Annotated in this window: 25 protein-coding genes; 4 read left to right on the top strand and 21 right to left on the bottom strand. The window is 62.5% G+C overall.

Translation table 11 applies throughout. The annotated features are described in order from the left end of the window. Nucleotides 1-60 precede the first annotated feature (60 nt). The gene (locus tag AC07ZH_RS17050) at nt 61-1,524 is read left to right on the top strand and encodes an aminotransferase-like domain-containing protein (protein ID WP_495200666.1); all 1,464 of its coding nucleotides are present in this window, start codon (nt 61-63) and stop codon (nt 1,522-1,524) included. Nucleotides 1,525-1,831: 307 nt separating this feature from the next. On the opposite strand, the gene AC07ZH_RS17045 is transcribed toward AC07ZH_RS17050, so the two are convergent. The 12 genes from AC07ZH_RS17045 to flgB form a co-directional block, all read right to left on the bottom strand. Further along, complete coding sequence (locus AC07ZH_RS17045) at nt 1,832-3,076, bottom strand: HDOD domain-containing protein (protein ID WP_495200665.1); 1,245 nt, start codon at nt 3,074-3,076, stop codon at nt 1,832-1,834. 33 nt (nt 3,077-3,109) lie between these two features. After that, entirely contained in the window at nt 3,110-4,381 is a 1,272-nt protein-coding gene (flgL, locus tag AC07ZH_RS17040; RefSeq protein WP_495200664.1) for a flagellar hook-associated protein FlgL, read from the bottom strand. A 17-nt stretch (nt 4,382-4,398) separates the two neighbouring features. Further along, the gene (flgK, locus tag AC07ZH_RS17035; RefSeq protein ID WP_495200663.1) at nt 4,399-6,420 is read right to left on the bottom strand and encodes a flagellar hook-associated protein FlgK; all 2,022 of its coding nucleotides are present in this window, start codon (nt 6,418-6,420) and stop codon (nt 4,399-4,401) included. Between the two features lie 9 nt (nt 6,421-6,429). Beyond that, nucleotides 6,430-7,326, bottom strand: coding sequence for a flagellar assembly peptidoglycan hydrolase FlgJ (gene flgJ / locus AC07ZH_RS17030; RefSeq protein WP_495200662.1), 897 nt, complete (start codon nt 7,324-7,326; stop codon nt 6,430-6,432). A gap of 33 nt (nt 7,327-7,359) precedes the next feature. Further along, on the bottom strand, nt 7,360-8,466 hold the full coding sequence (locus tag AC07ZH_RS17025) for a flagellar basal body P-ring protein FlgI (RefSeq protein ID WP_495200675.1): 1,107 nt from the start codon (nt 8,464-8,466) through the stop codon (nt 7,360-7,362). Between the two features lie 268 nt (nt 8,467-8,734). Continuing rightward, on the bottom strand, nt 8,735-9,439 hold the full coding sequence (locus AC07ZH_RS17020) for a flagellar basal body L-ring protein FlgH (RefSeq protein ID WP_119110244.1): 705 nt from the start codon (nt 9,437-9,439) through the stop codon (nt 8,735-8,737). 19 nt (nt 9,440-9,458) lie between these two features. Further along, the gene (gene flgG, locus AC07ZH_RS17015; RefSeq protein WP_495200661.1) at nt 9,459-10,241 is read right to left on the bottom strand and encodes a flagellar basal-body rod protein FlgG; all 783 of its coding nucleotides are present in this window, start codon (nt 10,239-10,241) and stop codon (nt 9,459-9,461) included. Nucleotides 10,242-10,272: 31 nt separating this feature from the next. Next, nucleotides 10,273-11,013: a flagellar basal-body rod protein FlgF gene (flgF, locus tag AC07ZH_RS17010; protein WP_495200660.1), complete on the bottom strand. Its 741-nt coding sequence runs from the start codon at nt 11,011-11,013 to the stop codon at nt 10,273-10,275. A gap of 28 nt (nt 11,014-11,041) precedes the next feature. Beyond that, nucleotides 11,042-12,289 carry a flagellar hook protein FlgE gene (gene flgE / locus AC07ZH_RS17005; protein ID WP_119110247.1) on the bottom strand — a complete coding sequence of 416 codons (1,248 nt, stop codon included), beginning with the start codon at nt 12,287-12,289 and terminating at the stop codon, nt 11,042-11,044. Between the two features lie 37 nt (nt 12,290-12,326). Next, a complete protein-coding gene (locus AC07ZH_RS17000) occupies nt 12,327-13,001 on the bottom strand; it encodes a flagellar hook assembly protein FlgD (protein WP_119110248.1) in 675 nt (224 codons plus the stop codon). Between the two features lie 13 nt (nt 13,002-13,014). Next, a complete protein-coding gene (gene flgC, locus AC07ZH_RS16995; protein ID WP_495200659.1) occupies nt 13,015-13,419 on the bottom strand; it encodes a flagellar basal body rod protein FlgC in 405 nt (134 codons plus the stop codon). A gap of 18 nt (nt 13,420-13,437) precedes the next feature. Further along, nucleotides 13,438-13,863 carry a flagellar basal body rod protein FlgB gene (gene flgB / locus AC07ZH_RS16990; RefSeq protein WP_119110250.1) on the bottom strand — a complete coding sequence of 142 codons (426 nt, stop codon included), beginning with the start codon at nt 13,861-13,863 and terminating at the stop codon, nt 13,438-13,440. Between the two features lie 203 nt (nt 13,864-14,066). On the opposite strand from flgB, the gene flgA reads away from it, so the two are divergent. Both flgA and flgM read left to right on the top strand, forming a co-directional pair. Continuing rightward, nucleotides 14,067-14,804 (top strand): flagellar basal body P-ring formation chaperone FlgA, encoded by a 738-nt coding sequence (flgA, locus tag AC07ZH_RS16985; protein WP_495200658.1) that lies wholly within the window; start codon nt 14,067-14,069, stop codon nt 14,802-14,804. Nucleotides 14,805-14,895: 91 nt separating this feature from the next. Beyond that, nucleotides 14,896-15,204 carry a flagellar biosynthesis anti-sigma factor FlgM gene (flgM, locus tag AC07ZH_RS16980; protein WP_495200657.1) on the top strand — a complete coding sequence of 103 codons (309 nt, stop codon included), beginning with the start codon at nt 14,896-14,898 and terminating at the stop codon, nt 15,202-15,204. A gap of 473 nt (nt 15,205-15,677) precedes the next feature. On the opposite strand, the gene AC07ZH_RS16975 is transcribed toward flgM, so the two are convergent. From AC07ZH_RS16975 to motA, 9 genes are all read right to left on the bottom strand, one after another. Continuing rightward, nucleotides 15,678-16,403 carry an RNA polymerase sigma factor FliA gene (locus tag AC07ZH_RS16975; protein WP_245960646.1) on the bottom strand — a complete coding sequence of 242 codons (726 nt, stop codon included), beginning with the start codon at nt 16,401-16,403 and terminating at the stop codon, nt 15,678-15,680. 1 nt (nt 16,404) lies between these two features. After that, nucleotides 16,405-17,199 carry a hypothetical protein gene (locus tag AC07ZH_RS16970; protein ID WP_495200656.1) on the bottom strand — a complete coding sequence of 265 codons (795 nt, stop codon included), beginning with the start codon at nt 17,197-17,199 and terminating at the stop codon, nt 16,405-16,407. Further along, complete coding sequence (flhF, locus tag AC07ZH_RS16965; RefSeq protein ID WP_495200655.1) at nt 17,192-18,652, bottom strand: flagellar biosynthesis GTPase FlhF; 1,461 nt, start codon at nt 18,650-18,652, stop codon at nt 17,192-17,194. Before flhF ends, AC07ZH_RS16970 begins: the two co-directional genes overlap by 8 nt. After that, nucleotides 18,649-20,730: a flagellar biosynthesis protein FlhA gene (gene flhA / locus AC07ZH_RS16960; protein WP_119110256.1), complete on the bottom strand. Its 2,082-nt coding sequence runs from the start codon at nt 20,728-20,730 to the stop codon at nt 18,649-18,651. The genes flhF and flhA overlap by 4 nt, the downstream gene beginning before the upstream one ends. Then, entirely contained in the window at nt 20,727-21,878 is a 1,152-nt protein-coding gene (locus AC07ZH_RS16955) for an EscU/YscU/HrcU family type III secretion system export apparatus switch protein (RefSeq protein WP_119110257.1), read from the bottom strand. The genes flhA and AC07ZH_RS16955 overlap by 4 nt, the downstream gene beginning before the upstream one ends. Before the next feature lie 104 nt (nt 21,879-21,982). Next, the gene (locus tag AC07ZH_RS16950) at nt 21,983-22,606 is read right to left on the bottom strand and encodes a protein phosphatase CheZ (RefSeq protein WP_495200674.1); all 624 of its coding nucleotides are present in this window, start codon (nt 22,604-22,606) and stop codon (nt 21,983-21,985) included. Between the two features lie 12 nt (nt 22,607-22,618). Beyond that, nucleotides 22,619-23,005 (bottom strand): chemotaxis response regulator CheY, encoded by a 387-nt coding sequence (gene cheY / locus AC07ZH_RS16945; RefSeq protein ID WP_119110258.1) that lies wholly within the window; start codon nt 23,003-23,005, stop codon nt 22,619-22,621. A gap of 39 nt (nt 23,006-23,044) precedes the next feature. After that, the gene (motB, locus tag AC07ZH_RS16940) at nt 23,045-24,034 is read right to left on the bottom strand and encodes a flagellar motor protein MotB (RefSeq protein ID WP_495200654.1); all 990 of its coding nucleotides are present in this window, start codon (nt 24,032-24,034) and stop codon (nt 23,045-23,047) included. Between the two features lie 9 nt (nt 24,035-24,043). After that, a complete protein-coding gene (motA, locus tag AC07ZH_RS16935) occupies nt 24,044-24,904 on the bottom strand; it encodes a flagellar motor stator protein MotA (RefSeq protein ID WP_119110260.1) in 861 nt (286 codons plus the stop codon). 438 nt (nt 24,905-25,342) lie between these two features. Here motA and AC07ZH_RS16930 point away from each other — a divergent pair. Next, the coding region (locus AC07ZH_RS16930; protein ID WP_495200653.1) for a flagellin N-terminal helical domain-containing protein at nt 25,343-25,677 on the top strand (335 nt) is incomplete at its 3' end.

Genomic DNA, 25,677 nt, shown 5'->3' with positions numbered 1-25,677 from the left:
ACAAATGAATGATCTGTATTGGTGTTTTCATTGGCACACCTGGCATGCAAAGGCTTTCCCATGCTGACCCGAACCCCGCGCCGCTCCCTGACCGACCAACTTGCCCAGCGCTTTGCCGAACGCATCCGTGCGCGCCTGCTGGCACCGGGCTCGCGCATGCCCTCGGTGCGCGAATGCGCGCGCCAGCAGGGCGTGAGCCCGTGGACCGTGGTGGCGGCTTACGACCAACTGCTCGCCCAGGGCTTGATCGAGGCACGCAGGCAGCGCGGATTTTTTGTGCGGGATTTGATGCAAAAAGTGCCTCTAGAGCAGGTGGATATTGCGCAGACAGCTATCAAAAACAAAGTGCTGCGCAGCCCCAGCGGCGCTGTTCCTTTTGCCGGCTTGCCGCCTGGCTCGCGGATCCACGCCACGGCGTTGATCCGCGGCATGTTTCACCCGCCCTCGGGCCAGGCACAACCGGGTGCTGGGGTGTTTCCGGCCTCGTGGCTGGAAGACGCGCGTTTCATGCTGGCGGCGGTGCGCAAGGTGGCGGCCAGCCCGGCGCTGCATGCGGCCTCGTTCAGTTATGGCGAGCCCATGGGCGACGCCGGCTTGCGCCAGGTGCTTGCCCGGCGCCTGGCCGAGCTGAGTGTGCCGGCGCCTGTCGGCCAGATCATGACCACGATGGGCGCGACGCATGCGCTGGACATTGTGAGCCGCACGCTGCTTAAGGCGGGCGACCCGGTGATGGTGGAGGAGCCTGGCTGGTCGGTCGAATTCGCACGGCTCGACGCCCTGGGTATGCGCGTGCTGCCGGTTCCGCGCGGGCCTGACGGGCCGGACCTGGCGGTCATGGCCCGCTACTGCGAGGCGCACGCGCCCAAGCTGTTTGTCAGCGTCAGCGTGCTGCACAACCCGACGGGGTACAGCCTCTCGCCTGGTAGTGCCCACCAGGTGCTGCAACTGGCGCAGCAGCACGACTTCCATATCGTCGAAGACGACAGCTACTGCCACCTGGCCCCTGACCATGCGACGCGTTTGTGCGCGCTCGACGGTTTGCGCCGCACGGTGTACGTGGGAGGCTTTGCGAAAATTCTGGCGCCCAACTGGCGCATTGGTTTTTTGGCTGCGCCGCCCACGCTGACCGAGCGCCTGCTCGATACCAAGCTGCTGTCGGCGCTGACCACGCCCTCCATTCTGGAAAAGGCGCTCGCCCTGTGCATGGAGCAGGGCCAACTGCGGCGCCACGCCGAGCGTCTGCGCCGGCGCCTGGCGCAGGCCCGCGCCCGCAGCGTGCAGTTGGCGCAGGCGGCCGGTTTTGGCTTTGCGGCCGAGCCTGCGGGCCTGTTCGGCTGGGTGGAAACGGGTGTGGACACCGACGCGCTGGCACAGCGCATGCTCGATGAAGGCTATCTGCTTGCGCCCGGAGCGCTGTTCCATGCGAGCGGCCAGCCCAGTACGCTGATGCGGGTGAATTTCGCCGCCGTCCAGGACGCTGCATTCTGGCGGGTGTGTGAGCGCGTGCGCGGGCAGATGGCGTAGCGCTGCAGGCGCACCCTAGGGTGTGTCGGTCCGCACGCGGCGCAATTCCATTTCTAAATCAACCGATTACTTTGTCGGCTTCGCTGAGCCAGTACGCCGGTACTGTCTGTGCTTCACCTTCGCGTACTCGATTGATTGAGAAACCGAATAAGACACCGGCGCGGCCCAGGCCAGCGGCCGCCGCGCAAGGGCCGCCACGACATGCAAATGTCGTCTGCACTCCGGGCGCTGGCGGTGTCCCCCTCCCGCATCGCGCAGCGAGGCGAGAGAGGGGGAAGGAGCGCAGCGACACAGGGGGTGTATCCATTCACCCGCGCACGACTTCCAGCGAGGACAGTACGCGCAGCAGGGCGCGGTTGACTTCTTCTCGGTCCATCTCGTAGGTTTCGCACAGCTCCTGAATCGCCGCGCAATCGCCGCTCTCCAGCGCTAACGCCATGTCCAGCGGCGGTGCATAGGGGCCCGTGCGCAGCACTGCTGCGTCGTAGATGCGCTCGGAGAGCGGCACCCGGTGCAGCGCGTTGCCCAGGGGCTCGCCCAGCAAGTCGCCCAGGCCGAAAAACAGGCCGCAGAGGTAGACCTCCCGCCGCAGTTCGTTCTGGATGCCGGCTTCCAGCAAATGGTCGGTTAGCTGCGCCCGAATCACGGCGGCGGCGCGCACCGGCTCCAGATCGGGCTCGGTGCTGGCGTGCGGCAATTGGTCCGACAGCCAGCGCTTGAGCGAGCCGTAGCCCATCATCACAAAGCCCCGGCGCAGCGAATCGATGCCGGTGCGCAGGCCAAGCGCGGCCGAGTTGGTGTAGACCATGAAGCGGTAGGCCAGGATCGGGTCTTCACTCAGGATGTCCTCGAAGTGCTCCAGCGACTCATCAGCGTCTATGGCCTTCATCAGCCGGAAGATGACCGCGTGTGAGGGCTGGACCGGCTGGTGGCGCATTTGGTACAGCACGTCTTCCACGGGCCAGCCGGCAATGGCTAGAGCATTGTGTGTGTTCAGGCAGTGGGCCACTAGGGCGCGGCTGGGCAGGTTTTCGTACATCTGCCCATCAATCACCGGGCTGGCGGTGGGGACTGGCTCCCTGGGTTTGGGTGCCGGAGCGCGCGCGGTCTCTGCCTGCTGTGCCTGGAGGGCTGTAGCAGCGTCCTCCGGCGCAAGGCTGAGAAGGCTGTTCTCAAAGCAGGCGGCAATGCCCGGCTCTGGCAGCTGCGAGAGTTCGCCGCGCCACACCAGGCGCAGGCCGCGCTGGTGCGCGGCCTGGACGCGCGCGTGGATGGTCGAATCTTCTAACCAGGCCCCTGGCACAGCGATCCACGGGGTGCCGCGCGGGGCATGCTCCAGCATGTCGCAGAGCAGTTGGCGGTTTTGTGGCGCCAGCAGGATAGGCGGGCTGCTGGCGCTCCACAATTCGACCAGGGTCCGCAGCAGGTGGAGGGTATCGACAGGTGCCAGGGCATCGCTCTGCACGGAGAGCTCGATGCCAGCGAGTGTGCGCGCACGCCCCCACAGAGGCCGGTAGGCAAGAACCAGACTGCCGAGAACGGATTGGACCATGCGCTGTACGGCGTGTGCAGCACACGCCAGAAATCAGGAAATATAGTTGAACAGCGACAGCTTCTGCACCATGGAGTAGGACTTCAGTGCTGCATCGTAGCCGACCTGCTGGTTCTGGAAGTCGGACACGCCCTTGATCATATCGAGGTCTACGGCGCTTGAGCGATCGGCTTCGAGCTGAACGCTGCGCGTCTGCTGATTGCCGCTGATGCTGTCGGCACGGTTGAGTAGGTCCCCGGCGTAGCTGCGCACCGTTTGCAGCCTTGCCAAGCCGGTGTCAATATTCGCCAAGGCTTGGCCGACGGCCTGGGTTGCGGCACTGTTGGAGCCGGCAGTGCCGATATCGTGAATGGCGGAATCGATCGTGCTAAAGATGCCGTTGCTGGGGTTGAGGGTGAGCTGCATGGTGTCGCCCACTTGTGGTTGCCCAGTGAGGTTTAGGCTCAGGCCGGGGATGGCATTGACCGGAACCGACGCCGGCTGGCTGGGGTTGAAGTCGGCAGATGTGAAGGGATTGGTGCCGTTCAAGGGTGCGCCGACGGGGTTGCTGGTGACACTGTATTGCGCGGCCAGGGTGCCGGGCGCTGTGCCGGTGACATACGTCACGTTGATTTGGTATTGGAAGGCATTGCCGCTTGGGTCAAGTGCAATCTGCGTCGGGTTGGTACTGGTGACGGCACTGGAGCCCAAGCCGTGTGTAGCGGGAGTTGCCGTGTCCACGCTGGCGTTGAATACACCGTCGCGCTGCGGCTGGAACATGAAGGCAGCGTCGCCGTCGAGGACGCTGGGGATACCCACGGAGGAGCCGGTTGTTTGCCCCGCTAGCCCGTCGAATTGCCCCATGGCATTGAGGAACGGCGTAGCGGCGCTGCCCAGCGCACTGAGCAGCGGCACGCCGTTGGTGTCCTTGCGGTTGGCCACATCCAGCAACTGGGTACGCAAGCCTTGTAGCTGGTTGGCAACCGTGGTCCGGTCGCTGTCGGTGAAAGTGCCACTGCCGGCAGAGACGACGAGTTCGCGCATTTGCTGCATCAGGTCGACAGCGTCGCCCAGCGAACTCTCCGCTTGCGCAACGGCACTGCGCTGTGCATCCAACGCGCGCTGGTCAGTCTGGATACGCGAGATGCGCGTCATGGCGCGCTCGGCTTGTGCTGCTGCCACCGGATCGTCGCTGGCACGCTCTACGCGCTTGCCGGAAGTCAGGTTGTCCTGCAGGTTGGCAAGCGACGTCTGGCGCGTCATCAGGTTGCGCGTGGCGTTCTCGTACATGTTGGCCGTGGCCACGCGGTTCGTTGAATAGCTCATGGCGGATTCCTTGGCGATCAGCGGCCCATGCTGGTGATCAGGGTATCGAAGATGTTTTGCGCGACCTGGATCATCTTTGCCGACGCCTGGTAGGCCTGCTGGTACTGGATCAGTCGGGCTGCCTCCTCGTCCAGGTTGACGCCAGAGACAGCGGTGCGGTCGCTCTCCAGATTCGCGGCAAGGGAGCTCGAGAGCTCTTGTGCATATTGGGCGCTTTGGGTGCGAGTGCCGACCTGCGCCATCGCGCTGGCAAAGCCGTCGGAGAGCGTCGCACCGTCGAACATCTTGGCATCGCGCAAATTCATCAGGGCGGTTGCGTTACCGGTATTGCGCTGGTAGCCGTCGCCGTATTGTGGGTCCAGGGCGTTTCCCACCGTGACGGTATCGCCTGCCTTGGGTGCGCCGGCGAGCGTGATCGCCCAGCCGTCAATGGTGATGGCTTGCCCAGCCGTGTAGGCGTAAGGAGGGCCAGCTAGCGGCACCGGTGGCGTTGCCGAAACATCCATCAGCGGCGTGGCGTTGCCCGCCACGGTAAACGTGGCCGGCGGCCCGGAAGCAAAGGTGAGGGTGACGCCGCCGCCTGTAGTCGCGGGGAGTACCGGCGAGGGCGGCGGCACAAAGCCCGTGGTGGCCGGTTGGCCGGTAGCGTTCAAACTGGCGAGCTGCAAGGTCCCCGCATTGGCTGCGCCCATTTTGGCATTCACCGGGCTGGCCGCTGCCAGCTGGGTGGGCGAGAGCTGCTGCGCCTGCATCTTGGCAGCAGCGCCTTTCATCGGGTCTACCAGGAACTGATCACCCGCGTTGGGTGGCCCGCTGAGGGTGGACTGCAGGCCATGGGAGGAAAAGTAGCCTGCCAGGGTGGGTTGCCCCGGGCCGCCAAAGTTTTCGGGCTGACCGCCCGGCTGGGTGGTGATGGTGCCTGTCGTGGCGCTGCTGAATGACACCAGGTAGCTGTTTGCGCCCAGCTTGGTCGGATCGGAGAAGGTCACGCCCAGGCTGGCTGCCGAGGTGTTGGTGCTCGCGGCCGTGGGCTGCGCTGGAATTACGTCGGCGAACAGTGCTTTGCCCATGCTGCCATCAAGCGTCACACCGAGTTCATTCTGTGCGTTCAGGCTTAGCGAAATGGCCGTTGCCATGCGGTTGAGCAACTGGTAGCCCTCTTGCAGGTCGCTGTTCTGAAAGCTCAGCAAGCCGGCCACTTCGCCGCCGCCCAATGCTGTTCTGCTCAGCTCCTGCGTGGACGATGCCCCAGGTTGCTGGAACAGCAGGCTCTTTTGCCCGCTGGCAGCGCCAAAGTCCTTGGGGTCGCCGATGGACACCGAACCCGCTTTGTTGCCCAGGACCAGCGGCTGGCTGCCGGCTACAAACAGGCTCAGGGTGCCATCGTCGGCTGTTACCTGCGTCGTCTGGATGTACTTGTTGAGGTTGCGCACCAATTGGTCGCGCTGGTCCAGCAGGTCGTTAGGCGGCTGGCCGTTGCCCTTGGCGCGCGCAATCTGGTCGTTCACGCTGGCAATGTTCTGCGCCAGCTGGTTGATGGTGTTGACGTCACCCTTGAGCTGCTCATTGACAGCGCTGGCAATGTCGTCGAGTCGGCCAGACGCGGCCACCATGCGCTTGCCGGTTTCGTCCATGTTGGTGAGCGCGACATTGCGTGCGGTCATGTCGGTTGGGGAACTCACCACGTCCGACAAGGCATTCATCATGCTGTTGATGGCCGTACCCAGGCCAGAGGTTCCTCCGGAGAACACATCCTGCAATTGCAGGAGGCTTTGCGATCGTGCGGAATTGCCGGCATCCATCGCCGCTGCGGCGGTGGCCTGGCGGGTCAGCAAATCGCTCTGGTTGCGCAAAATGGTTTGCACGTCCACGCCCTTGCCGATGTAGCCGCCGCCAGTGAACTGCCCTGGCACCGTCTGCACCACCACCGACTGGCGCGAATAACCTGGCGTATTGACGTTGGCGATGTTGTTGCCAGTCGTCTGCAGGGCCACCTGATTGGCCAGCAGGGCGCGCGATCCGACGTTAAGCAGACTCATGGCGACGCCTTAGGCTTGCGATTGTTGGGCGCGTAGAGCGCTTTGGATCGCGCCGCCGAGCTTCTTCGCGTAGGCCGGATCGGTTGCGTAGCCAGCCTTTTGCAGTTCTGCCGCGTAGGCTGTTGCTGACCCGGTGTTGGCACGCGCCTTTTCGTAGCGCGGGTTGTTGTTGATCAGGCGGGCGTAGTCGCGAAAAGACTCTTCGTACGAGTTGTAGGCGCGGAATTTCGCCACCACCTTGTGTGCCACGCCGTTCTCGTACTCGGTGGTGCTCACTTGCGCCACCTTGCCGGTCCAGCCGCTTCCGGCTTTGATGCCGAACAGGTTGAACGAGGTTGAGCCATCGGCATTCTTGATCTCGCTCTTGCCCCAGCCCGTCTCGTGGCCGGCCTGGCCCAGCATGAAGCTTGCCGGGATGCCGCTGTCCAGGGCGACGCGTTCGGCAGCGTCCTGGTGGTATTGCACGAAGTCGTCGCGGCCTTTGGGCGCAGGGCCCGTGGGCGCTGCCGTGGTGCTGGAACTTTTTGCGGCCGGGCGGGCGAGACTCAGTGTCGAGGGCGAGACCAGGTTCACATCGCCGCCCATCAACTGCTGCGAGAGCTGGCGTGCAATGGCCTCGGACAGACCGCCGGGCTGCCCGGACATCTGCACGGAAAGCTGCTGATCGAGCAGATCGGTGCCCAAGTTGCCCTGGGGGCTGTCGAGCAGGCCCGACTTCATCGTCGCCTCGCGCATGCTCTTGATCATTTCGCGCATGAACAGCGATTCGAACTGCTTGGCGGTTTCCTTGGCGGCTGCGGGGCTGTTCAGACCGGCTTGGTACTTAAGGTTGTTGAGCGATCGGGCATCCACTGCCAGCGCGTTTGATGTGCTGGCAGCGGTGGTGGCTGAGAGCGAGAGCTCCATATCAGACCTCCTTGCACGGATGGGCGCAGGCCATCAGATGACTTCCAGCTCGGCGTTGAGCGCGCCGGCGGCCTTGATGGCTTGCAGGATCGCCAGCAGATCGCCAGGCGTGGCGCCCAGGGCATTGAGCGCACGCACCACATCGGCCAACTGCGGCGAAGGTGGCACCTGGATGATGGCGCCGGGTTCCTGGTTGATCTTGATGTTGCTTTGCTGTGCCACCACAGTCTGGCCCTTGGACAATGGATTGGGCTGGCTGATGACGGGAGTCGAGCTGATGGTGATGGACAGGTTGCCGTGTGCGATCGCGCAGGGCCCCAGCGTCACCGCCTGGTTGAGCACAACCGAACCGGTGCGCGCGTTGATGACGACTTTGGCTGCCGGCGCAATGGGGTCAAGCGGAAGTTCTTCGAGTTCGGCAATGAAGCCGACACGGGCTCCCGGGTCGGTGGGGGCGCTGACCTGCACTGTCCGGCTGTTGAGGGCGGTGGCATGACCAGCTCCGATGTGCTTGTTGATGGCATCGACGACGCCGCGCGCGGTCTGGAAATCCGACGCATTCAAGTCCAGGGTGATGAAATTGCCGTCGTTGAGCGGCGTGGGCACCGAGCGCTCGACCTGCGCACCCTGCGGGATGCGGCCCGCGCTCAAGTGGTTGATCTGCACCTTGCTGCCGCCGGAAGCGGCGCCTGCGCCACCGACCACGACGTTGCCCTGTGCCAACGCGTAAATCTCACCATCGGCCCCACGCAGCGGCGTCATCATCAAAAGGCCACCTTTGATCGACTTGGCGTTGCCCATCGAGGAGACCGTGGTATCGATGTGCTGGCCCGGCTGGGCAAAGGCGGGAAGTTCTGCCGTGACCACGACGGCTGCCACGTTCTTGAATTGCAACTGCGATGAGGCGCCTGCGGGCAGGCTGATGCCCATTTGCAACAGGTAGTTCTGCATGGCCTGCGTGGTGTAGGGCATTTGCGTCGTCTGGTCGCCTGTGCCGTCCAACCCCACGACCAGGCCGTAGCCGGTCAACTGGTTGCTGCGCACGCCCTGCACGGCAGCCACTTCCTTGACGCGCAGCGCGTGTGCAGGCAGTGCAGCAGCGAGTGCCAGCAGGCCTGCGCAAAGCGCTGCCCAAGGCATGCGAAGGGAGGGAAGGCGCACGAAGCTCATGGGCCCATTGTGTGGCGTGCTGCGGCGAGTGAAGCGGGAATAAGGGTTTGCTTCACCTGCCAATTGGCGGGGCTGGACTAAGGGTTGGCTGGCGCGCGGTAACAGGAAAAAACAAGCGAAATTGGCCACTAGCGCTTATCTGATAAGCGTTAGCAGCTATCAATTTAGATAAACAAAAATCTGCGATGCAGTGGCGCTGCCCATGCACCCGCACAGGCGCATGGCGGTGCCTTTGTGCTCAGAACGGCGTCACCGAATTGAAGAACCGACCCAGCCAGCCGGTGACCTGCGCCTCGCCCTGCGCGCCGCGTCCACGCGACTGGATGCGCACATTGGCGACCTGGGTGGAGTTGACCAGGCTGCCCGGCTGCAGCATACGTGGGTCCACGGTGCCCGAGAAGCGCAGCACGTCCACGTTCTCGTTGACGCCAATCTGCTTCTCGCCGGAAATGACGAGATGGCCGTTGGGCAGTACCTGCACGACGCTGGTGGTAATCGAGCCCGTAAAGGTATTGGCGCTTTCCGTGCCGCCCTTGCCCTCGAAGGTGTTGCTTGATTTCGCGCCCAACGTGGTTTTGCCAGTGAGGCTGCTGCTGACAAAGGGCAGGGCGGTGATGCCGGCATCCACCCCGGAGGTGCGGTCCACGGTGGATGTGGATTTCTGGCTGGCCGAGACGTTCTCAACGATCACCACCGTCACGTTGTCGCCTACCATGCGGGCGCGCCGGTCCTCGAATGCCGGACGGTAACTCGCGGTGTGGAACAGGCTGCCCGTGGCCGGGCCTTGCACCTGTGGCTGCGGTTCGATGAGCGGCGGCGTGGTCGGCAGGATGTCCACAGGTGGCGTGGGTGACATGCTGGCGCAGCCACCCAGCAGCAAGGCCAGCGCGGCCCCAGCCCAGCGCGTGCCCACTGCGGAAGAAGCGCAAAAATTCAAACGCATGGTGGCCTTCCTTGAGAGCTCAGAGCTGGGCCAGTTTGGCCAGCATCTGGTCAGAGGTTTGCACTGCCTTGGAATTCATCTCATAGGCGCGCTGGGTCTGAATCATGCTGACCAGCTCCTGGACCACGTTGACGTTGGAGGTCTCCAGGTAGCCTTGCACCACCGTACCCAGGCCGTTGGTGCCTGGTGTGCCCTGCGTGGGCTGGCCGGAAGCGGCCGTTTCGACGTACAGGTTTTCGCCGCGCGGCTCCAGGCCAGGTGCATTGATGAAGTTCGCCATGGCAATGCTGCCCAGCGGCTGTGGTGCCGTATTGCCTTGCAGAAGTGCCGACACCGTGCCGTCCGTACCGATGCTGATCGAGGTGGCGTTGGGCGGGATGGTGATGCCATTGGCAACCGGCAATCCGCTGGAGGTGACGAGCCTGCCCTGGGAATCGACCTGAAACGAGCCGTCGCGCGTGTACGCCGCCGTGCCATCGGGCATGGTCACCTGGAAGAATCCGTTGCCCTTGATGGCGACATCGAGATTGCTGTTGGACTGCTGCAGGCCGCCCTGCATGAAATTGCGGCTGGTGGCGACCGTGCGCACCCCGAGGCCCAGTTGCAGTCCAGTCGGCAACTGGTTTTGCTCCGTGGTTTGGCTGCCCACCTGGCGCAGGTTCTGGTAGATCAGGTCCTGGAACACGGCGCTGGCGCGCTTGTAGCCGGTGGTGGATGTATTGGCGAGGTTGTGCGAGATGACATCGAGCTGCGTCTGCTGCGCTTCCATGCCGGTCTTGGCGATCCAGAGAGAATTGATCATGGGGGCTCCTTGGCTGCCGGGCGCGCCGCGCTCAGCCGTTGAGGCTCAGCAACTGGCTGGCCGATTTGTCGTTGGTTTCTGCGGTGCTGAGCAAGCGCATCTGCTGCTCGAATTGGCGCGAGGCAGCAATCATTCCGACCATGCTCTCGACCGGATTCACGTTCGAGCCTTCGAGTGCGCCGGCCATCAGCCGGGCGTTGGCGTCCTGTGGCATGGGGTCACCTGAGCGGGCGCGAAACAGTCCGTCTTCGCTGCGCACCAGCGGGTCTTCGGTTGTCGGCGTGGCGAGCTTCAGTCGCCCGATGGCGGACGGTGGCTGACCGGCGACCTTGGCGGTGATGGTGCCGTCCGAACCCAGTGAGACTTCTGCACCGGGCGGTACGTCAATCGGCGCGCCGCCGTCCGAGAGCACCGGCAGGCCGGTGCCGGTCACCATCTGCCCGGTGGCGTTCACTTCGAAAGCGCCGCTGCGCGTATAAGCCTCTGTGCCGTCAAGCCCTTGCACCGCAAACCAGGCGCTGCCAGCCGCCATGGCATCCAGATTGCGGCCGGTGCGTTCCACAGATCCTGGGGTGTCGCGGTAGCCGGAGGTGGCTTCGAGCGCGAATACGCGCGTGCTGGCGCCATCGCCTTGCAGGGGCACCGAGCGAAAGGTGGAGAGCTCGGCGCGAAAGCCCGTGGTGGACGCATTGGCCAGGTTGTTGGCCAGCACCGACTGCCGCTGCGCAGCGGCGTTGGCGCCAGTCATGGCGGTGTAGATGACGCGGTCCATAGGGCCTCCGAGGGTTCAGGCGCTTGAATCAGCGCAGGTTTACCAGGGTCGACATGATTTGGTCCTGGGTTTTGATGGTTTGCGCGTTGGCCTGGTAGGCGCGCTGCGCGGTCATCATGTTCACCAGGTCGGCAGTCAGATCCACGTTGGAGTCTTCCAGCGCACCAGCGCGCAGATTGCCCAGGTTGCCCGTACCCGGCTTGCCAACGACGGGTGCGCCTGACGTGTTGGTTTCCACCCAGTTGTTTCCGCCCACGGGCGCCAGGCCTTGTGGGTTGCGGAAATTGGCCAGCGCAACCTGGGCCTCGGCACGCGTCACACCGTTGGAATAGCTGGCCATCACCATGCCGTCGTTGGAGATGTTGATGCCGGTGAGTTCGCCTGATGCGTAGCCGTCTTGTGTGAGGTCGGCGACGGAAAATTTGCTGCCGAATTGCGTGGTGCTGGATAGGTCGATCGTCACCGGCCACGGGGCGGGTGGGTTGTTCGGATTGGCACCCGAAGGATCGACGGTCACCGTCAGCGGCGACGTGCTGGCGGTGGGATCGTATGCGCCGTTGGCATCGAACGCGACGGTACCCACGGAAGTTGCCACGACTGGCGGTGTCGCGGTCGGGTCGTCCAGTTTGTCGTACACGTCCCAGGTGTTTGCCGTGGCCGTTTTCACGAAGTACAGATTGACCGGCACGGCAACGCCCTGGCTGTCGTAAACATTGACCGAGGTGCCATAGGTGGAGCGGGGCGTGGGCGGCACGGTGCTGGCGGCGTCTTTTGCACGAGCGTCCAGGTTGATCGCGGCTGTGATATTGGCCGTCTGTTTTGCCTGAATCGGCGCGCCTGTGGGGAAGCTCAGCGGTACTGGCTCGGAGGTACCGGCGCCAGTGGTGCTGTCCACCTTGAACCCCATCACCTTTGCCCCGCTATTGGTGACCAAGTCACCGCTCGTGTCGAGCTTGAAGTTGCCAGCCCGCGTATAGGCGGGTGAGCCATCGGGCTGCTGGAGCCTGAAGAAGCCGCCGCCGTTGATGGCGACGTCCAGGTTGTTGCCAGTGACGGTGATGTTGCCTTGCGAGAATTGCTGCGCAACGGCCGCCACTTCGACACCGATGCCGGCATTGCTGCCGCCGGCGGCACCAATCGACGAGGCCACGATATCGGCAAATTCGCTGCGCGAGCCTTTGAACCCTGTGGTGTTGGCGTTGGCGATGTTGTTGCCAATGACGTCCAGGTTCCTGCTGGCGGCGTTGAGTCCTGAGAGACCTTGTTGAAAGCTCATGGTGTGCTCCTGAGATAACGGGTGTGGTTTGGGGGCGTTAGAGGATGGCCTTGATGGCGCTGTAGCTGGTGGTGCCGCCGCGAGAGAGTTGCAGGGCGAGCGCGCCGTTGTCCAGACTCACGGAAGCCACTTGGTCTACCGAGAGCGCGACGGCGTCCACAGGGCTTTGTCCATTGGCGGCAACCACCTGGAAATGCAGCGGGCCGCTGGTACTGGCGTCGCTGGCATCCCATTCGAAGTTGTAGCGCCCCGCCTTGAGGGCCCCGATGTCCACGGTGCCCACCTGCTTGTTGTTGGCGTCGAGTACCTGCACCTGTACGGTGGCGGCAGAACCGGCAAGGTCAAAGGCTCCGCTGCCTTTCTGGGTCGTGCTGTCGACATTGAGCGTGTTGTCGGCCACCAGCACGTTGCGGCCGACCATGGCGCTGCCCTGCATCAATTGCTGCGTGGCAAACTGGCTGGCCAGCCCCTTCACCGTGTCGTTGAGCTGCTGAATGCCGGTGACCGTGTTGATCTGAGCAATCTGCGAGGTCATCTGCGCGTTGTCCATCGGATTCATCGGATCCTGGTTGTTGAGCTGTGCCACCAGCAGCTTGAGAAAGCGATCCTGCGAGGCTGCAGAGTCGCTTGTTGAATTGGCTTGGGTGACGCTCGTTCCGGTAGCACTGGCGCCGGATGTGGCCGTGCTGGCAGAGGTGGTGCTGCTGATCATGGAAGGCTCCGGTTTATTGGCCCATTTGCAGGGTCTTGAGCAATAAAGTCTTGGCCGTGTTCATGACCTCGACGTTGTTCTGGTAGGACCGCGAGGCGGAAATCATGTTGACCATTTCCTCTATCGGGTTGACGTTGGAATGCGTGACGTAGCCGTCGGCATCGGCGAGTGGATTGCTCGGGTCGTGCACCTTGCGGCCTGGGACGTCACTCTCCTGAATGGCACTGACCTTGACCCCGGCAGCACTGTCGTCGCCCATGGGGGTGGTTTGGAAAACCACCTGGCGTGCCTTGTAGGTCTTGCCGTCTGGACCGGCTACGGCATCAACGTTGGCCAGGTTGCTCGCCACCACGTTGAGGCGCTGCGCCTGTGCGCTGACGGCGCTGGACGAGATGTCAAAAATGGAGAACATCGACATGGTGAACCTCGTGGCGGCTTACTGGCCCTGAATGGCGCTGAGCATGGTCTTGGCCTGGGCGTTGATGAAGCGCAGCGTGGCCTCGTAGCGCACGGCGTTGTCCATGAACGTAGCGCGCTGATGGTCCATGTCTACACTGTTGTTGTCGAGCGAGGGCTGTGTTTGCACTGCGTAGCCCACAGTGCTGTGTTCGGAAAACCCCGACAGCGGAATATGTCCTGCGTCCGTCGTACCGTAGCTGCCCGCGCGGCTTTCCTGGCTGACGGGCATGGTGCTGCTGCCGCCCGTCGCAGCGGTAAGCGCTTCGGCAAACTTCATGTCGCGCGCCACATAGCCAGGGGTGTCGACGTTGGCAATATTGCTGGCGAGAAGACGCTGGCGCTCGGCACGCAGCAGAAGCGCATGGCCTTGGAAGTCGAGCTGGTTGGTCATCTTGTCAAGCATTGCGTGCCTCACACCTGGTTTGCATAAGCGTCCGGCACAAGGCCAGCGGCGTGGGTCGATTATGGGAACGCAGGTGAATTTCTAAAGTGGAAAGTGCGGCACTTTGGCTGTGCAGTTCGGCGCTTCGTTTTGGTTCCGCCTGCCTATAGTGCGAGGGGTGAAATGGCCTGCAAAAGGGCAGGCGTGCTTCGAAGGAGAACCGTATGCACAACCCGTTTTTGACCTTGCGGCTACGCCTGCCCTTTCTGCGTGGCGGGGTGGCCGCTCTGCTGGCCGCGCTGATGGTGCCGGCTGTGTGGGCGCAGGACGCCGCCGAACTCTCGAAAATTACCCAGAACTGGATTGACAACAGCCTGCAGGCCGGTGCCGCAGCCGAGCTGCCATTGCGCATGGAGGTCGAGGTGGGGGAGCTCGATCCCCGCCTTCGCCTGGCGCCGTGTGCTCGCATAGAGCCTTACTTGCCGGCTGGCTCCAGGCTCTGGGGTCGCTCTCGATTGGGGTTGCGCTGCGTGGAAGGCGCCACGCACTGGAACGTGTTCCTGCCCGTCACGGTGAAGGCCTTTGGCCCCGCCTGGGTACTGACCGGCAATGTGTCCTCGGGGGCCACACTGACGCAAGCGGATGCGGTGCAGGCAGAAGTGGACTGGGCTGCCGACCGAACCTCGGTTCTGGCCGATCCAGCGTTGTGGGTGGGGCAGGTGGCGACACGGCCCTTGCAGGCCGGCCAGGCGCTGCGCCAGGCAATGGTTCGCCTACCCAACCTGTTTCAGACGGGCGCCCAGGTGCGTGTGTTGGCGCAGGGGTCAGGCTATGTGGTTAGCACTGGCGGGCAAGCGCTGAGCGCCGGGAGCAGTGGGCAGACTGTCCGCGTCAGAATGGATAATGGCAAGGTGATAAGTGGAGTTGTGAATGATGATGGGACAATCGCGGTGAACCTTTAGTGCGATTCGTACACTTAGACCTAAAGTCTCACCCAAAGACGTCGAAAACATTCCTACCGGCCCCCGGTATTCAGGGAGCATGGAGAGGGCAATGAAAATAGGTCAAACACCGGAACTCACAAGTGCAGTAGCGCAGTCGAATGCCTCCAAGCAGGCCAAGACAGCCGCGTCCGCTGCACAGGAAGGCGCGAAGGTCGCTGCCTCCGGTGTGCCTGTCACGCTCTCGCGCAATGCACGCGAAATTGAGCAAAACAGCCGCACGTCCTCAGATTTTGATGCCAGTCGCGTCAAGGCGGTGCGCAGCGCCATTGAAAGCGGCACCTTCAAGGTGAACGCAGGCGCCATTGCCGACAAGATGCTTGCGAATGCCGAGGAAATCATCGGCCACTCGCGCGGCTAGTGGGCCGCCTGCCACTGTTGGCTCGTCAAGTTAAGAGATCTCACCGGCTATTTTCATGAGCAGCCCTAGCCAAGTCGATGCCTCACTCGCAGAAGTTGAAGCCTTGCTGGCCAAAGTGGGCGCGGCCTTAAAGGCTGCCAAGCCGGAAGAGCTGCAACGGTCAAGCGTGCTTTTGCGTGATGCAGCGCTGCGGTTTTCTCAGGTTTTGGAAATTCATCCAGCATCTACGTGGGCACCAGCCATCGTGGCGCGGGTGCGTACTGTGGCCGCTCGTTTGGCAAGTCAGCGCGATGCCTTGGCGAGGACTGCCGTCATGGTAGACCGCCAAGTGGCAACGGTTTTGCCAGAACAGGTGCCCGCATCCACCTACGGGCCTCGCACAACCGTTCAGGGGCCTGGGCTTGCGCGTCTTTATAGGTCGGCCAGTTGAACTAAACCGCTTCTATAAGGCGCTATTGGCGCCTTTTTCATGGTCAGTGGCTGCGCATCCTGGCGCGTAGGCGCGCGATGGATTGGCTGTGCAATTGGCATACGCGCGACTCCGTTACGCCCAGAACCGCCGCAATCTCCTTGAGATTCATGTCCTGCTCGTAGTACATGCCCATGATGTACTGCTCACGTTCCGGGAGCGCCTCTATGGCCGCCACCAGGGCGCTGCGTAGCCGCTGGTCGCGCAGCATGGCCATGGGATCTACCTGGGCATCGGCGGTTTCGTGGCGCTCCAAGAAACCTTCGCCGTCATCGCCGTCGCCCCGGGTCATGTCTTCCAGGTACACCAGCTGGGTTCCACGAACCTTTCCCAGCAGGCTTTGGTAGTCGGCCAGAGACATGTCAAGGTCGGCCGCAATTTCAGATTCAAGAGGGCTTCGGCCCAGTTTTTGCTCCAGCCGCTGGACCGCCTTTTCAATGTCCTTCTGGCTTTTGCGCGAACTGCGGGACATCCAGTCGGTCTCGCGCAGTTCGTCCAGCATGGCGCCGCGTATACGTTGTGTGGCAAAAGTTTCGAATTGCACACCTTGCGTGGCTTCGAACCGCATCAAGGCTTCGGACAAACCGATCATCCCGACCTGGATCAGGTCGTCAATTTCCACATTGGCAGGCAGCTTGGCGATCATGTGGTGCGCCAAGCGCCGTACCAGAGGTACGTGCTGGCGAATCAAGGCATCGCGATCGAGCTGTCCTTTTGCGGTGTAGGTCACGTCAGTGGCTCGTTGCAAAGTGCGCGGCGCAGAAGGTGTCACGGCTAGATGGTAGCGTAGCGTACATCCCCGCAGGGGCGAGGGTTTCGGCATTCTCCAGAAGTTCGAGGGTCAGGCGCTGCAAATCTGCAGGGCGGTCCGGATCCAGGGCGAGCGTGCGGGGAATGCGACCCAGGTGCGTGTCTGCACATTCGCACAATACGCGCAGCTGCTGGTGTGCAGCAGCGCGTTGTCGCTGGCCGTGCGCCAATCGCACCACCGTGCCCGCCAGACCAGCATGCAGCGCGAGCCATTTAAGGTCCACATATGTCTTCATGACCGCTTTGTCACCTTCTTCGAGCAGCAGCAAGGGTGATGCAAGGTTTTTGGCGGTGAGGCAAGACGCCAACACGGGTATGGGCGCATACAGAACCACCACCGCGTAGTGGCGCAGCAGCGGCTGCAAGCCGCGCAGTGGCGCTGTGCTGGTGCGTTCAAAAGGCGCCAGGGTGGGGAGCCCGCGCGCGGCGGGAAGTACCGCCAGCAATTGTTCGTTCCGGGTGGATTCGCCCTGAGGCGCTTCTATCCAGAGGTTGTGTTCGAGCAGATCGATCAGCCCTGGCGCGTCTGCGGATTCATTTGCCGTGCCATCGAGTACGACGGTGGAATACCCCTGCCCCTGCAGGTGGGTGCAAATGGTCCACAGCACCTCAAGCGAGCGGCCTCCTGGCGCAGCGGCCACTGAAATCAGCCGCAAGGCGTCTTGAGGCGTCCGGCCGTACAAGCTGGTACCTTGGTGCAGGCCGAATTCAAGCATCGACGAGACCTCGTTCCCGTGGCTGCTCGGGACTGTGCGAGAAGAAGAAATTGAGTTCACTGGCCTTGGGGTCGAAGGCTGAACGCGCTGGAGAGCGCATGGACGTTGCCACCAACGCGTGGGCGTCCGCTGTTTCCCAGTCTTCCGGAACCCGCTGGCCGTTGGTCACGCCGCGCAGCAGCAATTGGTGGCGGATCAGCGCATCCACCGCGGGCCCAAGTTTCACGGCTTCGTCCACCTTGGTCAGAATGGCTTGCTGAGTTCCGGAGGTCTTGAATGCCACCAGGGTGTCTTCCAGCGTGTCGCCATGGCTGCCGGCATTGAGCACCAGCAGGCGGTTGACTTCGGGCAGATCGAGTACGTCCAGCATGTCGCGGCGGCGTGGATCGCGCGGGGCGACGCCGGTGGTATCGATCAACACCATTTTTTTGCTGCTGAGCAGGCCGAGCAAATCTTGCAAAGCGGCTTGGTCGTGTGCCAGATGCGCGACGATACCCAGCATGCGGCCGTAGCTGCGCAACTGCTCATGCGCTCCGACCCGGTAGGTATCGAGCGTGATCAAGCCCACGCTGGCGGGGCCGTGGATGCGAGCGCACAGCGCAGCGAGCTTGGCGGTGGTGGTGGTTTTGCCCACGCCGGTTGACCCGACCAGGGCATACGTGCCGCCTTGCTCGTACAAAGGGAGCATCGCGGCATCCGTCTTGAGGTTGCGCTCCAGAACTTCCATCAGCCAGCGCACTGATTCGGCAGCATCGAGATCGTCCGGCAGGCGCTCGAGGATGGTGCGGGCGAGCGCGGGGGAGTAGCCGCCGCGGATCAGCTTGAGCATGAGGTTCGACTGAATCGGGTTTTGCCTGGCCTGACCCAACCAGGACAGGGTGTTGAAGCGGTCTTCAATCAGGTCCTTCATGGCCTGCAATTCATGCATCAGGTTTTTCTGGCCTGCAAGTGACGTGGCGGGTGCGGCCGCCGCAGGCTCACGGCGCACGCGCGATGCCGCAGCATTTGGTGCAGATTTCAGGGGGTTGTGGCGCTGCACGGGTGCAGAGGCCGGCCGTGGAGCAGGCGTTGGTTCACTAGGCTGGGCCTGCCGGCCTGCATCGGAAAGATCGGATTCGCCCAGGGCGTCGTGGCGGCGGCGCAGCATGCGCTCGCGCACATAGTCCTGGAACGACAGGGTGCTCATCGCCAGTTGCTCCGTGTCCTGGTGAACGGGGTTGCGTGCGGGGCGTTCCTCCATGGTTGCGGCTTCCAGCCGACCCGCGCTGCGTGGTGGCGTGGCCACCTGTGTGGGCTCATCCAGAGCGCTGAGAGATTCTTCCGCAGTGGCCACCACTTCCACCCCATTCGGGGTGGGGCGGTTGGAGAGAATCAGCGTGCCATCGCCAAAAGCCATGCGGGCCTTGGCGAGCGCCTCGCGGGCCGTGGGCGCGTGGAAGCGTTTGATGTTCATGCCGTTGCTCCTTTGAGGATGGGGCCAATTCGAATAGTGTGTGTTTCAGGGATTTCGCTGTGCGCCAGCACTTGTAGGCGCGGCGCCACGCGGCGTACCAAGCGCGAGATCGCGCCGCGAATCGCGTCCGGCACCAGCAGGCAGGCGGGGAGGCCCATTTCCTCCTGGCGCAGCGCGACTTCGGCTGCTTTGTGCGTCAGGATGTCGGCCACGCCGGGGTCCAGCGCCGGACCATTGGCGTTGCCCAATGCCTGCACGAGCAGGCGCTCGAGACCGGGTTCGATGGCGATGACGTTGAGCTCACGTGTTGGGCCGTAGATTTGCTGCACGATGGCCGGTGACAGGGCCACACGCACGCGCTTGGCCAGTTCGACGGGGTCGGTCGTGGCGCCGGCATGCTCGGCCAGTGTCTCGACGATGGTGCGGATATCCCGAATGTGCACGGACTCTTCCAGCAGCAGCTGCAGCACTTTCTGGAACGTCGCGATCGACACCATTTTGGGAACCACTTCTTCGATGAGCTTGGGGGCCAGCTTGGCGACATGCTCGACCAGTTGCTGGGTTTCGGTGCGGCTCAAAAGCTTGGCTGCCTGCACTTGCATCAAGTGTGACAAATGGGTTGCCATGACGGTTTCCGAATCAACGACGGTAAAACCGGCCATTTGCGCCGCTTCCTTCTGCTGGTTGTCGATCCAGTGCGCCGGTAGCCCAAAGGCGGGGTCGGTGGTCGGCGTACCGATGAGCGGTGTTGAAATGCCACCCGGGTTGATGGCCAGGTGCATGCCGGGAAAGGCCTCGCCTTCGCCCACCACCACGCCGCGCAGGGTGATGCGGTACGCGCTGGGCTTGAGTTCGAGGTTGTCACGGACGTGCACAGGTGGTGGCAGAAAACCCACCTCCTGTGCGAACTTGCGTCGCACGCCCTTGATGCGGGTGAGCAGATCGCCCTGACGCGTCTTGTCCACCAGGGCAATCAGGCGGTAGCCGAGTTCAAGGCCCAGTAAATCGATGGGCTGCAGGTCGTCCCAGGTCGCTTCACCGTCTCCCGTTGGTGCGGCCGGGGCTTCAACGGGTGGCGGCACCTTGGCGCGTTCCAACAGAACCCAGGAGAGATAGCCCAATGCGGCGCCAATCGTCAGGAACACTGCGTGAGGCATACCGGGAATCAGCCCGAGCAGAATCAGAATGCTTGCGGTAATGCCCAATACCTTGGGTGACATGAACAGCTGGTGCACGATCTGATGGCCCATGTCGGAGTCTTTGCCGACGCGTGAGATCACCATGGCGGCTGCGACCGAGATCAACAGGCCTGGAATCTGTGCCACCAGCGCATCGCCGACCGCCATCAGGATGTAGGTGTCCGCCGCCTTGCCGGCGGACAGGCCATGCTGCAGCATTCCGATGGAAAAGCCCCCCACGATGTTGATCAAGAGGATGAGGATGCCGGCCATGGCATCGCCGCGCACGAACTTGGAGGCGCCGTCCATGGAGCCGAAGAAGTTGGCTTCTTCTGCCACCTCGGCGCGCCGGCGCTTGGCTTCCGTCTCGTCGATCAGACCGGCATTCAGATCGGCATCGACCGCCATCTGTTTGCCGGGCATGGCGTCGAGCGTGAAGCGCGCCGATACTTCAGCAATGCGTTCGGCACCCTTGGTGATCACGATGAAGTTGATGACCACCAGGATGGCGAAAACAATCAGGCCCACGGCGAAATTCCCGCCAATCAGGAAATGGCCAAAGGCTTCAATCACCGCGCCGGCCGCGCCGGGGCCGGTATGGCCTTCGAGCAGCACTACGCGCGTGGAGGCGACGTTGAGCGACAGGCGCATCAATGTGGTTAGCAGCAGTACCGAGGGAAAAGCGGCAAAGTCCAGTGGCCGCAGCATGTAGGCGGCGACCATCATCACCATCAGGGCGACCGCGATGTTGAGGGTGAAAAAAGTGTCCAGCAGCCATGGTGGAATCGGCAGCACCATCAGGGCCAGGATGGCAACCACCAAAAGCGGCGCAGATAGCCCCGTTGCGCCAGCGAGGCGGCTGCCCGCCCATTGCCGGGCTGACTGGATGGTGGTGGTCATGCAGGCGCACCTTGTCGTGTTTTAAGGCCCAGAGGATCGAGCTCTGGATCGATGTAGGGCTCAGGCACCTCGCCGGGCATTTGGCCTTCGCCGCGCAATGCCGCCTTCAGGCGGTACACATAGGCCAGCACCTGGGCCACGGCCGTGTAGAGCGCAGCGGGAATCGGCTGGTCCAGATCGGCATTGGCGTAGAGCGCACGCGCCAGCATGGGCGACTGCAGCACAGGTACCTCGTTGGCTTTGGCAAGATCGCGGATGCGCATGGCGACCAGGTCGGTGCCCTTGGCAATGACCTGTGGTGCGCTCATGCTGTCGTCGTACTTGAGTGCCACGGCATAGTGGGTAGGGTTCATCACCACAAAATCGGCCTTGGGAACGGCAGATACGCTGGCGCGGTCGGCGATCTCGCGCTGGCGCTGGCGCATGCGGCCCTTGATCTCGGGGTTGCCGTCGGACTCCTTGTGTTCCTGCTTGACTTCCTGGTGCGACATCTTGAGCCGCTGGCGGAAGAAAACACTCTGCAACGGCACATCGATCAGTGCCGCCAAGAAAACCACCAGGAGCAGCAAACTTGTACCCGCGATCAACCAGTCGGCTATATGGGAGAGCGCCGAGGGCGAGGGCTGAAGCACCAGCATCGCCATTTCGTCAATGCTGTGGCCGAGGTAGTTCCAACCCACCGCGGCCAGGATGCCGGTCATCAGCACCATCTTGGCCACGTTGGCCATCTGCTGCTTGGAAAAAAGATTCGCCGCGCCCTTGAGTGGGTTCAGTCGACTGAAATCGGGCGCTATCGGCTTGATGCTCCAAACCCATCCACCGGCGCCGATGGCGCTGAGCAATGCTGCGCTTCCGGTGAGCGCGGCAAAGACCATGCTGGCGATGAGCCCCGTCCCGGTCATGGACTGCAGGCGCGCGATCATGGATCCGGGTGACTTCATGGTGGCCGCGTCAAAGGCCAATTGGCGCACCATGTCCAGGCGCAAATGGTCAATCAGGCGCGGGGTAAACATCAGCAGCGCCATCGCGCCTGCGCCCAGAATGGCCAGGTGCGAGAGATCGCGCGAACGTGCTGCTTGCCCGTCGGTGCGGGCTTTTTGCAGCTTGCGCTCGGTGGCGGGGAGATTGCGGTCCTGGCTCGATTCCATGATGGCATGACGGGTGGTGTCAGGCCATTGTCGTGAGCAGCGCCGAAATCTAAAGCACGATAAGCGGGCGGGACCCGCCCTTTATTCAGAACGCAAGTGGGGGGCTAAAACCCTAGACTGGCCAGAAGATCATCCACTTGAGACTGGTCGGTGACGACGTCGGACGTCGCTTCGGGGTTGACGACCGGGCCTGAGAGATGGGGTGTCTTGGCTTCCACCGTGGGAACGACCACATGGGGAGGTGCTGTCTGGATGACGAGTTGAACCAGTTGCGCCTCGATGGTGGCGGCCAGCGCCACCACGCGCGCAATCACCTGCCCGGTGAGGTCGTGGAAATCCTGCGCCATCATGATTTCTGTGAGGTGCTCATCCGCTGCCTGGGCGATCTGCGAGACGTCTTCCAGAAAATTCATGATGGCGCCGGTGGCCACCGCCGCGACTGGGTCACGCACCAGCACCTCACGCATGCGCTTTGCCTCGGTGGCCAGGTGGTCGTGCTGCACCTTGGCCTGCTCCACCCGCGTCAAGACCTTTTCCGCAGCTTCACCTGTCAGCCGGGCAATGTACGAGAGGCGGCTTTGTGCATCCGGCAGCTCGCCCACGGTGCTGCGCAACTGGTCGGCATAACCAAGCTCATTGAGGGAGTCATGCAACTGACGCGTCAGCAGACCGATTTTTTGGTGCAGGTCGGGCTCGGTGGACGCGAGGGTATCGGAGGCGGTGCTCATTTCCATGGCGGTCTATAGCCCGGCTTTCTTGATGATCAAGGTGACTTTCTCTTCGAGTGTGGCCTTGGTGAAGGGCTTGACGATGTAGCCTGCCGCACCGCCTTGGGCCGCCGCGACGATGTCTTCCTTGCGCGCCTCCGCAGTGACCATCAGCACCGGCAGGTGCTTGAGTTTTTCGTCCGCCTTGATCTCCCCGAGCAACTGGAACCCATTCATGTTGGGCATGTTGATATCGGTAACCACGAAGTCGAATTTGGAATTGCGCAGCTTGTGCAAGGCGGCGACGCCGTCTTCCGCCTCGTCGGCGTCGGTGAAACCGCTCTCCTTGAGGAGGTTGCGAACGATGCGCCGCATCGTGGAAAAGTCGTCAACGATCAGGAAGCGAAGGGCATTGGCCACGTGGGACCCTTTCGGTCGAAAAATGCAAAAAACTCTGCCTTAAGGGCGCAAAGCGGGGGCAGACGCCGTGGGAGCTTGTGGGCTCGCTGTGCTGGCTGCTGTGACTTTGGCCACCGGGGTATCTGTTTGTAATTCTGCCGATTGTGCCGCAGGCGACGTGTGTGCACCGCCCAGCAGGCGTTCTTCGGCCTCGCGCGTCAGTACCGTGATGCTGATGCGCCGGTTGGCAGCGGCGCGCGGGTGCTCGGGATCGAGCGGGTCGCTTGCCGCGAGCCCCACTACCCGTGCCAGTTTGTCGTCTGGCATGCCTGCCGCCACCAGTTCCCGGCGAGAGGCATTGGCGCGGTCCGCAGACAATTCCCAATTGCTGTAGCCACGCTCTCCGTTGCCATAAGGGGTTGCGTCGGTATGGCCGGCAAGGCTCACCCGATTCTCGACACCGCCGAGCGCTGCGCCGATTTCGCGCAGGATGTCGCGCATGTAGGGCTTGACCAGTGCGCTGCCACTGTCAAACATCGGGCGGTTCTGGTCATCGACGATTTGGATCTGCAAGCCATCGGGCGTCACGTCGATGTGGATTTGCGAGCGGAACTCGTTGAGGCGCGGGTTTCCCGCAATGATGCTGTCCATCCGGTCCCGCAGCGTTTTGATGCGCTGTATATCGCGCTCCGCTTGCTGAGCGCGCATTTCTTCAGCCGTGATGTTTTTGTTGGTGCTTTTTTTTGCATCGCTACGCCGCACTTGGCCATATACCTTGCTCAGATCGTTGCCGCCGCCTGGAATGATGCTGGAGCTGTTGCCCGCGCCAGTGCCGCCACTCATGGCAACCTTCAAGGGCGCATGGAAATAGCTGGCAATGCCTTCGAGTTCACCCTTGGCGGTCGAACCCAGCAGCCACATCAGCAAGAAAAATGCCATCATGGCGGTCACGAAATCGGCGTAGGCGATCTTCCAGGCGCCGCCATGCACCGCGTGGTGCGCCTTCTTCGCGCGCTTGACGATGATGGGTTGGAGCTTTTTTTCCGCCATGGCCAGCGCTTACTTCCTGCCCTTCACATGGGCTTCAAGCTCCAGGAACGTAGGCCGCGCGGTCGCGAACAGCACCTTGCGACCAAACTCAATGGCTGTGGCTGGGTTGTATCCCTGCATGCTTGCAAGCAGCGTGGCTTTGATGCACTGCAGTTCCTTGGCAGCCTCGTCCACCTGCTGCTCCATCAGGCCGGCCAGTGGTTCGACGGCGCCATAGGCCAGCAAAATACCCAGAAAAGTACCCACCAAGGCAGATGCAATCATGCCGCCCAGCACGGAAGGCGGCTGGCCCACCGAACCCATGGTGTTCACCACACCGAGCACGGCGGCCACGATACCGAAGGCCGGCAACGCGCCCGCGAGGCGTGCAAGGGCGGCCGCTGGTGCACGCGCCTCTTCGTGGTGCGTGTCGATTTCGCTGTCCATCAGCGATTCGATTTCGTGCGAATTGAGATTGCCCGAAACCATCATGCGCAGATAGTCGGTCAGGAATTCGATGACATGGTGATCCGCGCCCACGACGGGGTATTTCTTGAAAATCTCGGATTCCTGCGGCGCCTCGACGTCCTTCTCGATGGCCATCAGCCCGTCCTTGCGGGCTTTTTGCAGGATCTCGTAGAGCATGGCCATCAGCTCCATGTAACGCGCCTTGGTGTATTTCGATCCCTTGAACAACCCGGGCATGCTGGAGACGGTGGCCTTGAGCAGTTTGGGCTGATTGGTGACGATGAACGAACCAAACGCGGCCCCACCAATCGTGATCATTTCAAAGGGCAAGGCTTCGAGCAGCACATGGATGTTGCCGCCGTGCGCGACGAAGACGCCGAACACACAGCCGAAGGTGATGATGTAACCGACGATAACGATCATGGTGGGGCGATTCTGGCAGAGCTCCCGTGCTTTGTTTCACGGAACTGCGCTGCCTAGCCCAGCCAGATCGGGCCGCTGTGCGGTGGTAGAGGCACTGATATTGGCAGTGGCAGGGTGGCGCAGAGTCTGAAAATTTTCAATATTTTTAGGCTCTACCGCATATGGGTAAATGATTTATAGCTATTTAAATAATAGCATTTCTATCCCGACTTCGCACGCACCTAGCCTGCAAATCCCAAAACGAACAAAAAGTTACGTCGCCCCTAAAGTTTGTTGCATAGGGGTCCGATAACACATTCAACAGGGAATTCAAGCCCTGTACCTCACAGCAGCGGCAAGCAAGGCTTGGGCTGTCACGGGTTGGGCTGCCGGCATGCGCTGGCATTTTGATCGCGGTAGCAATGCCGCACGTTCGGATTTACACAAGGAGCTAGCACCATGGCATCCATTATCAATACCAATGTCCAGTCGCTCAATGCGCAGCGCAATCTGAGCACTTCGCAAAACTCGCTGGCCACGTCCATGCAGCGCTTGTCTTCGGGCCTGCGCATCAACAGTGCCAAGGATGACGCCGCGGGCTTGGCCATCTCTGAGCGCATGACTTCCCAGATCCGTGGCTTGACCGTTGCAGCGCGCAACGCCAACGATGGCGTGTCGCTGGCGCAGACGGCGGAAGGCGCGATGGCCAGCGTTGGCGACAACCTGCAGCGCATGCGCGAACTGGCGGTGCAATCGGCCAACGCCACCAACAGCAGCTCCGACCGTGCTGCCCT

The sequence above is a fragment of the Simplicispira sp. GW247-4R2A genome (assembly GCF_059424465.1).
The sequence above is the reverse complement of the archived record's forward strand: the minus strand, read 5'-3'. Positions and strand labels throughout refer to the sequence as shown.

Coding starts and splice junctions, on each gene's coding strand:
- AC07ZH_RS17050 (WP_495200666.1), top strand. CDS start 61: ATGCTGACCCGAACCCCGCGCCGCTCCCTGACCGACCAACTTGCCCAG.
- AC07ZH_RS17045 (WP_495200665.1), bottom strand. CDS start 3,076: ATGGTCCAATCCGTTCTCGGCAGTCTGGTTCTTGCCTACCGGCCTCTG.
- flgL (WP_495200664.1), bottom strand. CDS start 4,381: ATGAGCTATTCAACGAACCGCGTGGCCACGGCCAACATGTACGAGAAC.
- flgK (WP_495200663.1), bottom strand. CDS start 6,420: ATGAGTCTGCTTAACGTCGGATCGCGCGCCCTGCTGGCCAATCAGGTG.
- flgJ (WP_495200662.1), bottom strand. CDS start 7,326: ATGGAGCTCTCGCTCTCAGCCACCACCGCTGCCAGCACATCAAACGCG.
- AC07ZH_RS17025 (WP_495200675.1), bottom strand. CDS start 8,466: ATGCCTTGGGCAGCGCTTTGCGCAGGCCTGCTGGCACTCGCTGCTGCA.
- AC07ZH_RS17020 (WP_119110244.1), bottom strand. CDS start 9,439: ATGCGTTTGAATTTTTGCGCTTCTTCCGCAGTGGGCACGCGCTGGGCT.
- flgG (WP_495200661.1), bottom strand. CDS start 10,241: ATGATCAATTCTCTCTGGATCGCCAAGACCGGCATGGAAGCGCAGCAG.
- flgF (WP_495200660.1), bottom strand. CDS start 11,013: ATGGACCGCGTCATCTACACCGCCATGACTGGCGCCAACGCCGCTGCG.
- flgE (WP_119110247.1), bottom strand. CDS start 12,289: ATGAGCTTTCAACAAGGTCTCTCAGGACTCAACGCCGCCAGCAGGAAC.
- AC07ZH_RS17000 (WP_119110248.1), bottom strand. CDS start 13,001: ATGATCAGCAGCACCACCTCTGCCAGCACGGCCACATCCGGCGCCAGT.
- flgC (WP_495200659.1), bottom strand. CDS start 13,419: ATGTCGATGTTCTCCATTTTTGACATCTCGTCCAGCGCCGTCAGCGCA.
- flgB (WP_119110250.1), bottom strand. CDS start 13,863: ATGCTTGACAAGATGACCAACCAGCTCGACTTCCAAGGCCATGCGCTT.
- flgA (WP_495200658.1), top strand. CDS start 14,067: ATGCACAACCCGTTTTTGACCTTGCGGCTACGCCTGCCCTTTCTGCGT.
- flgM (WP_495200657.1), top strand. CDS start 14,896: ATGAAAATAGGTCAAACACCGGAACTCACAAGTGCAGTAGCGCAGTCG.
- AC07ZH_RS16970 (WP_495200656.1), bottom strand. CDS start 17,199: ATGCTTGAATTCGGCCTGCACCAAGGTACCAGCTTGTACGGCCGGACG.
- flhF (WP_495200655.1), bottom strand. CDS start 18,652: ATGAACATCAAACGCTTCCACGCGCCCACGGCCCGCGAGGCGCTCGCC.
- flhA (WP_119110256.1), bottom strand. CDS start 20,730: ATGACCACCACCATCCAGTCAGCCCGGCAATGGGCGGGCAGCCGCCTC.
- AC07ZH_RS16955 (WP_119110257.1), bottom strand. CDS start 21,878: ATGGAATCGAGCCAGGACCGCAATCTCCCCGCCACCGAGCGCAAGCTG.
- AC07ZH_RS16950 (WP_495200674.1), bottom strand. CDS start 22,606: ATGAGCACCGCCTCCGATACCCTCGCGTCCACCGAGCCCGACCTGCAC.
- motB (WP_495200654.1), bottom strand. CDS start 24,034: ATGGCGGAAAAAAAGCTCCAACCCATCATCGTCAAGCGCGCGAAGAAG.
- motA (WP_119110260.1), bottom strand. CDS start 24,904: ATGATCGTTATCGTCGGTTACATCATCACCTTCGGCTGTGTGTTCGGC.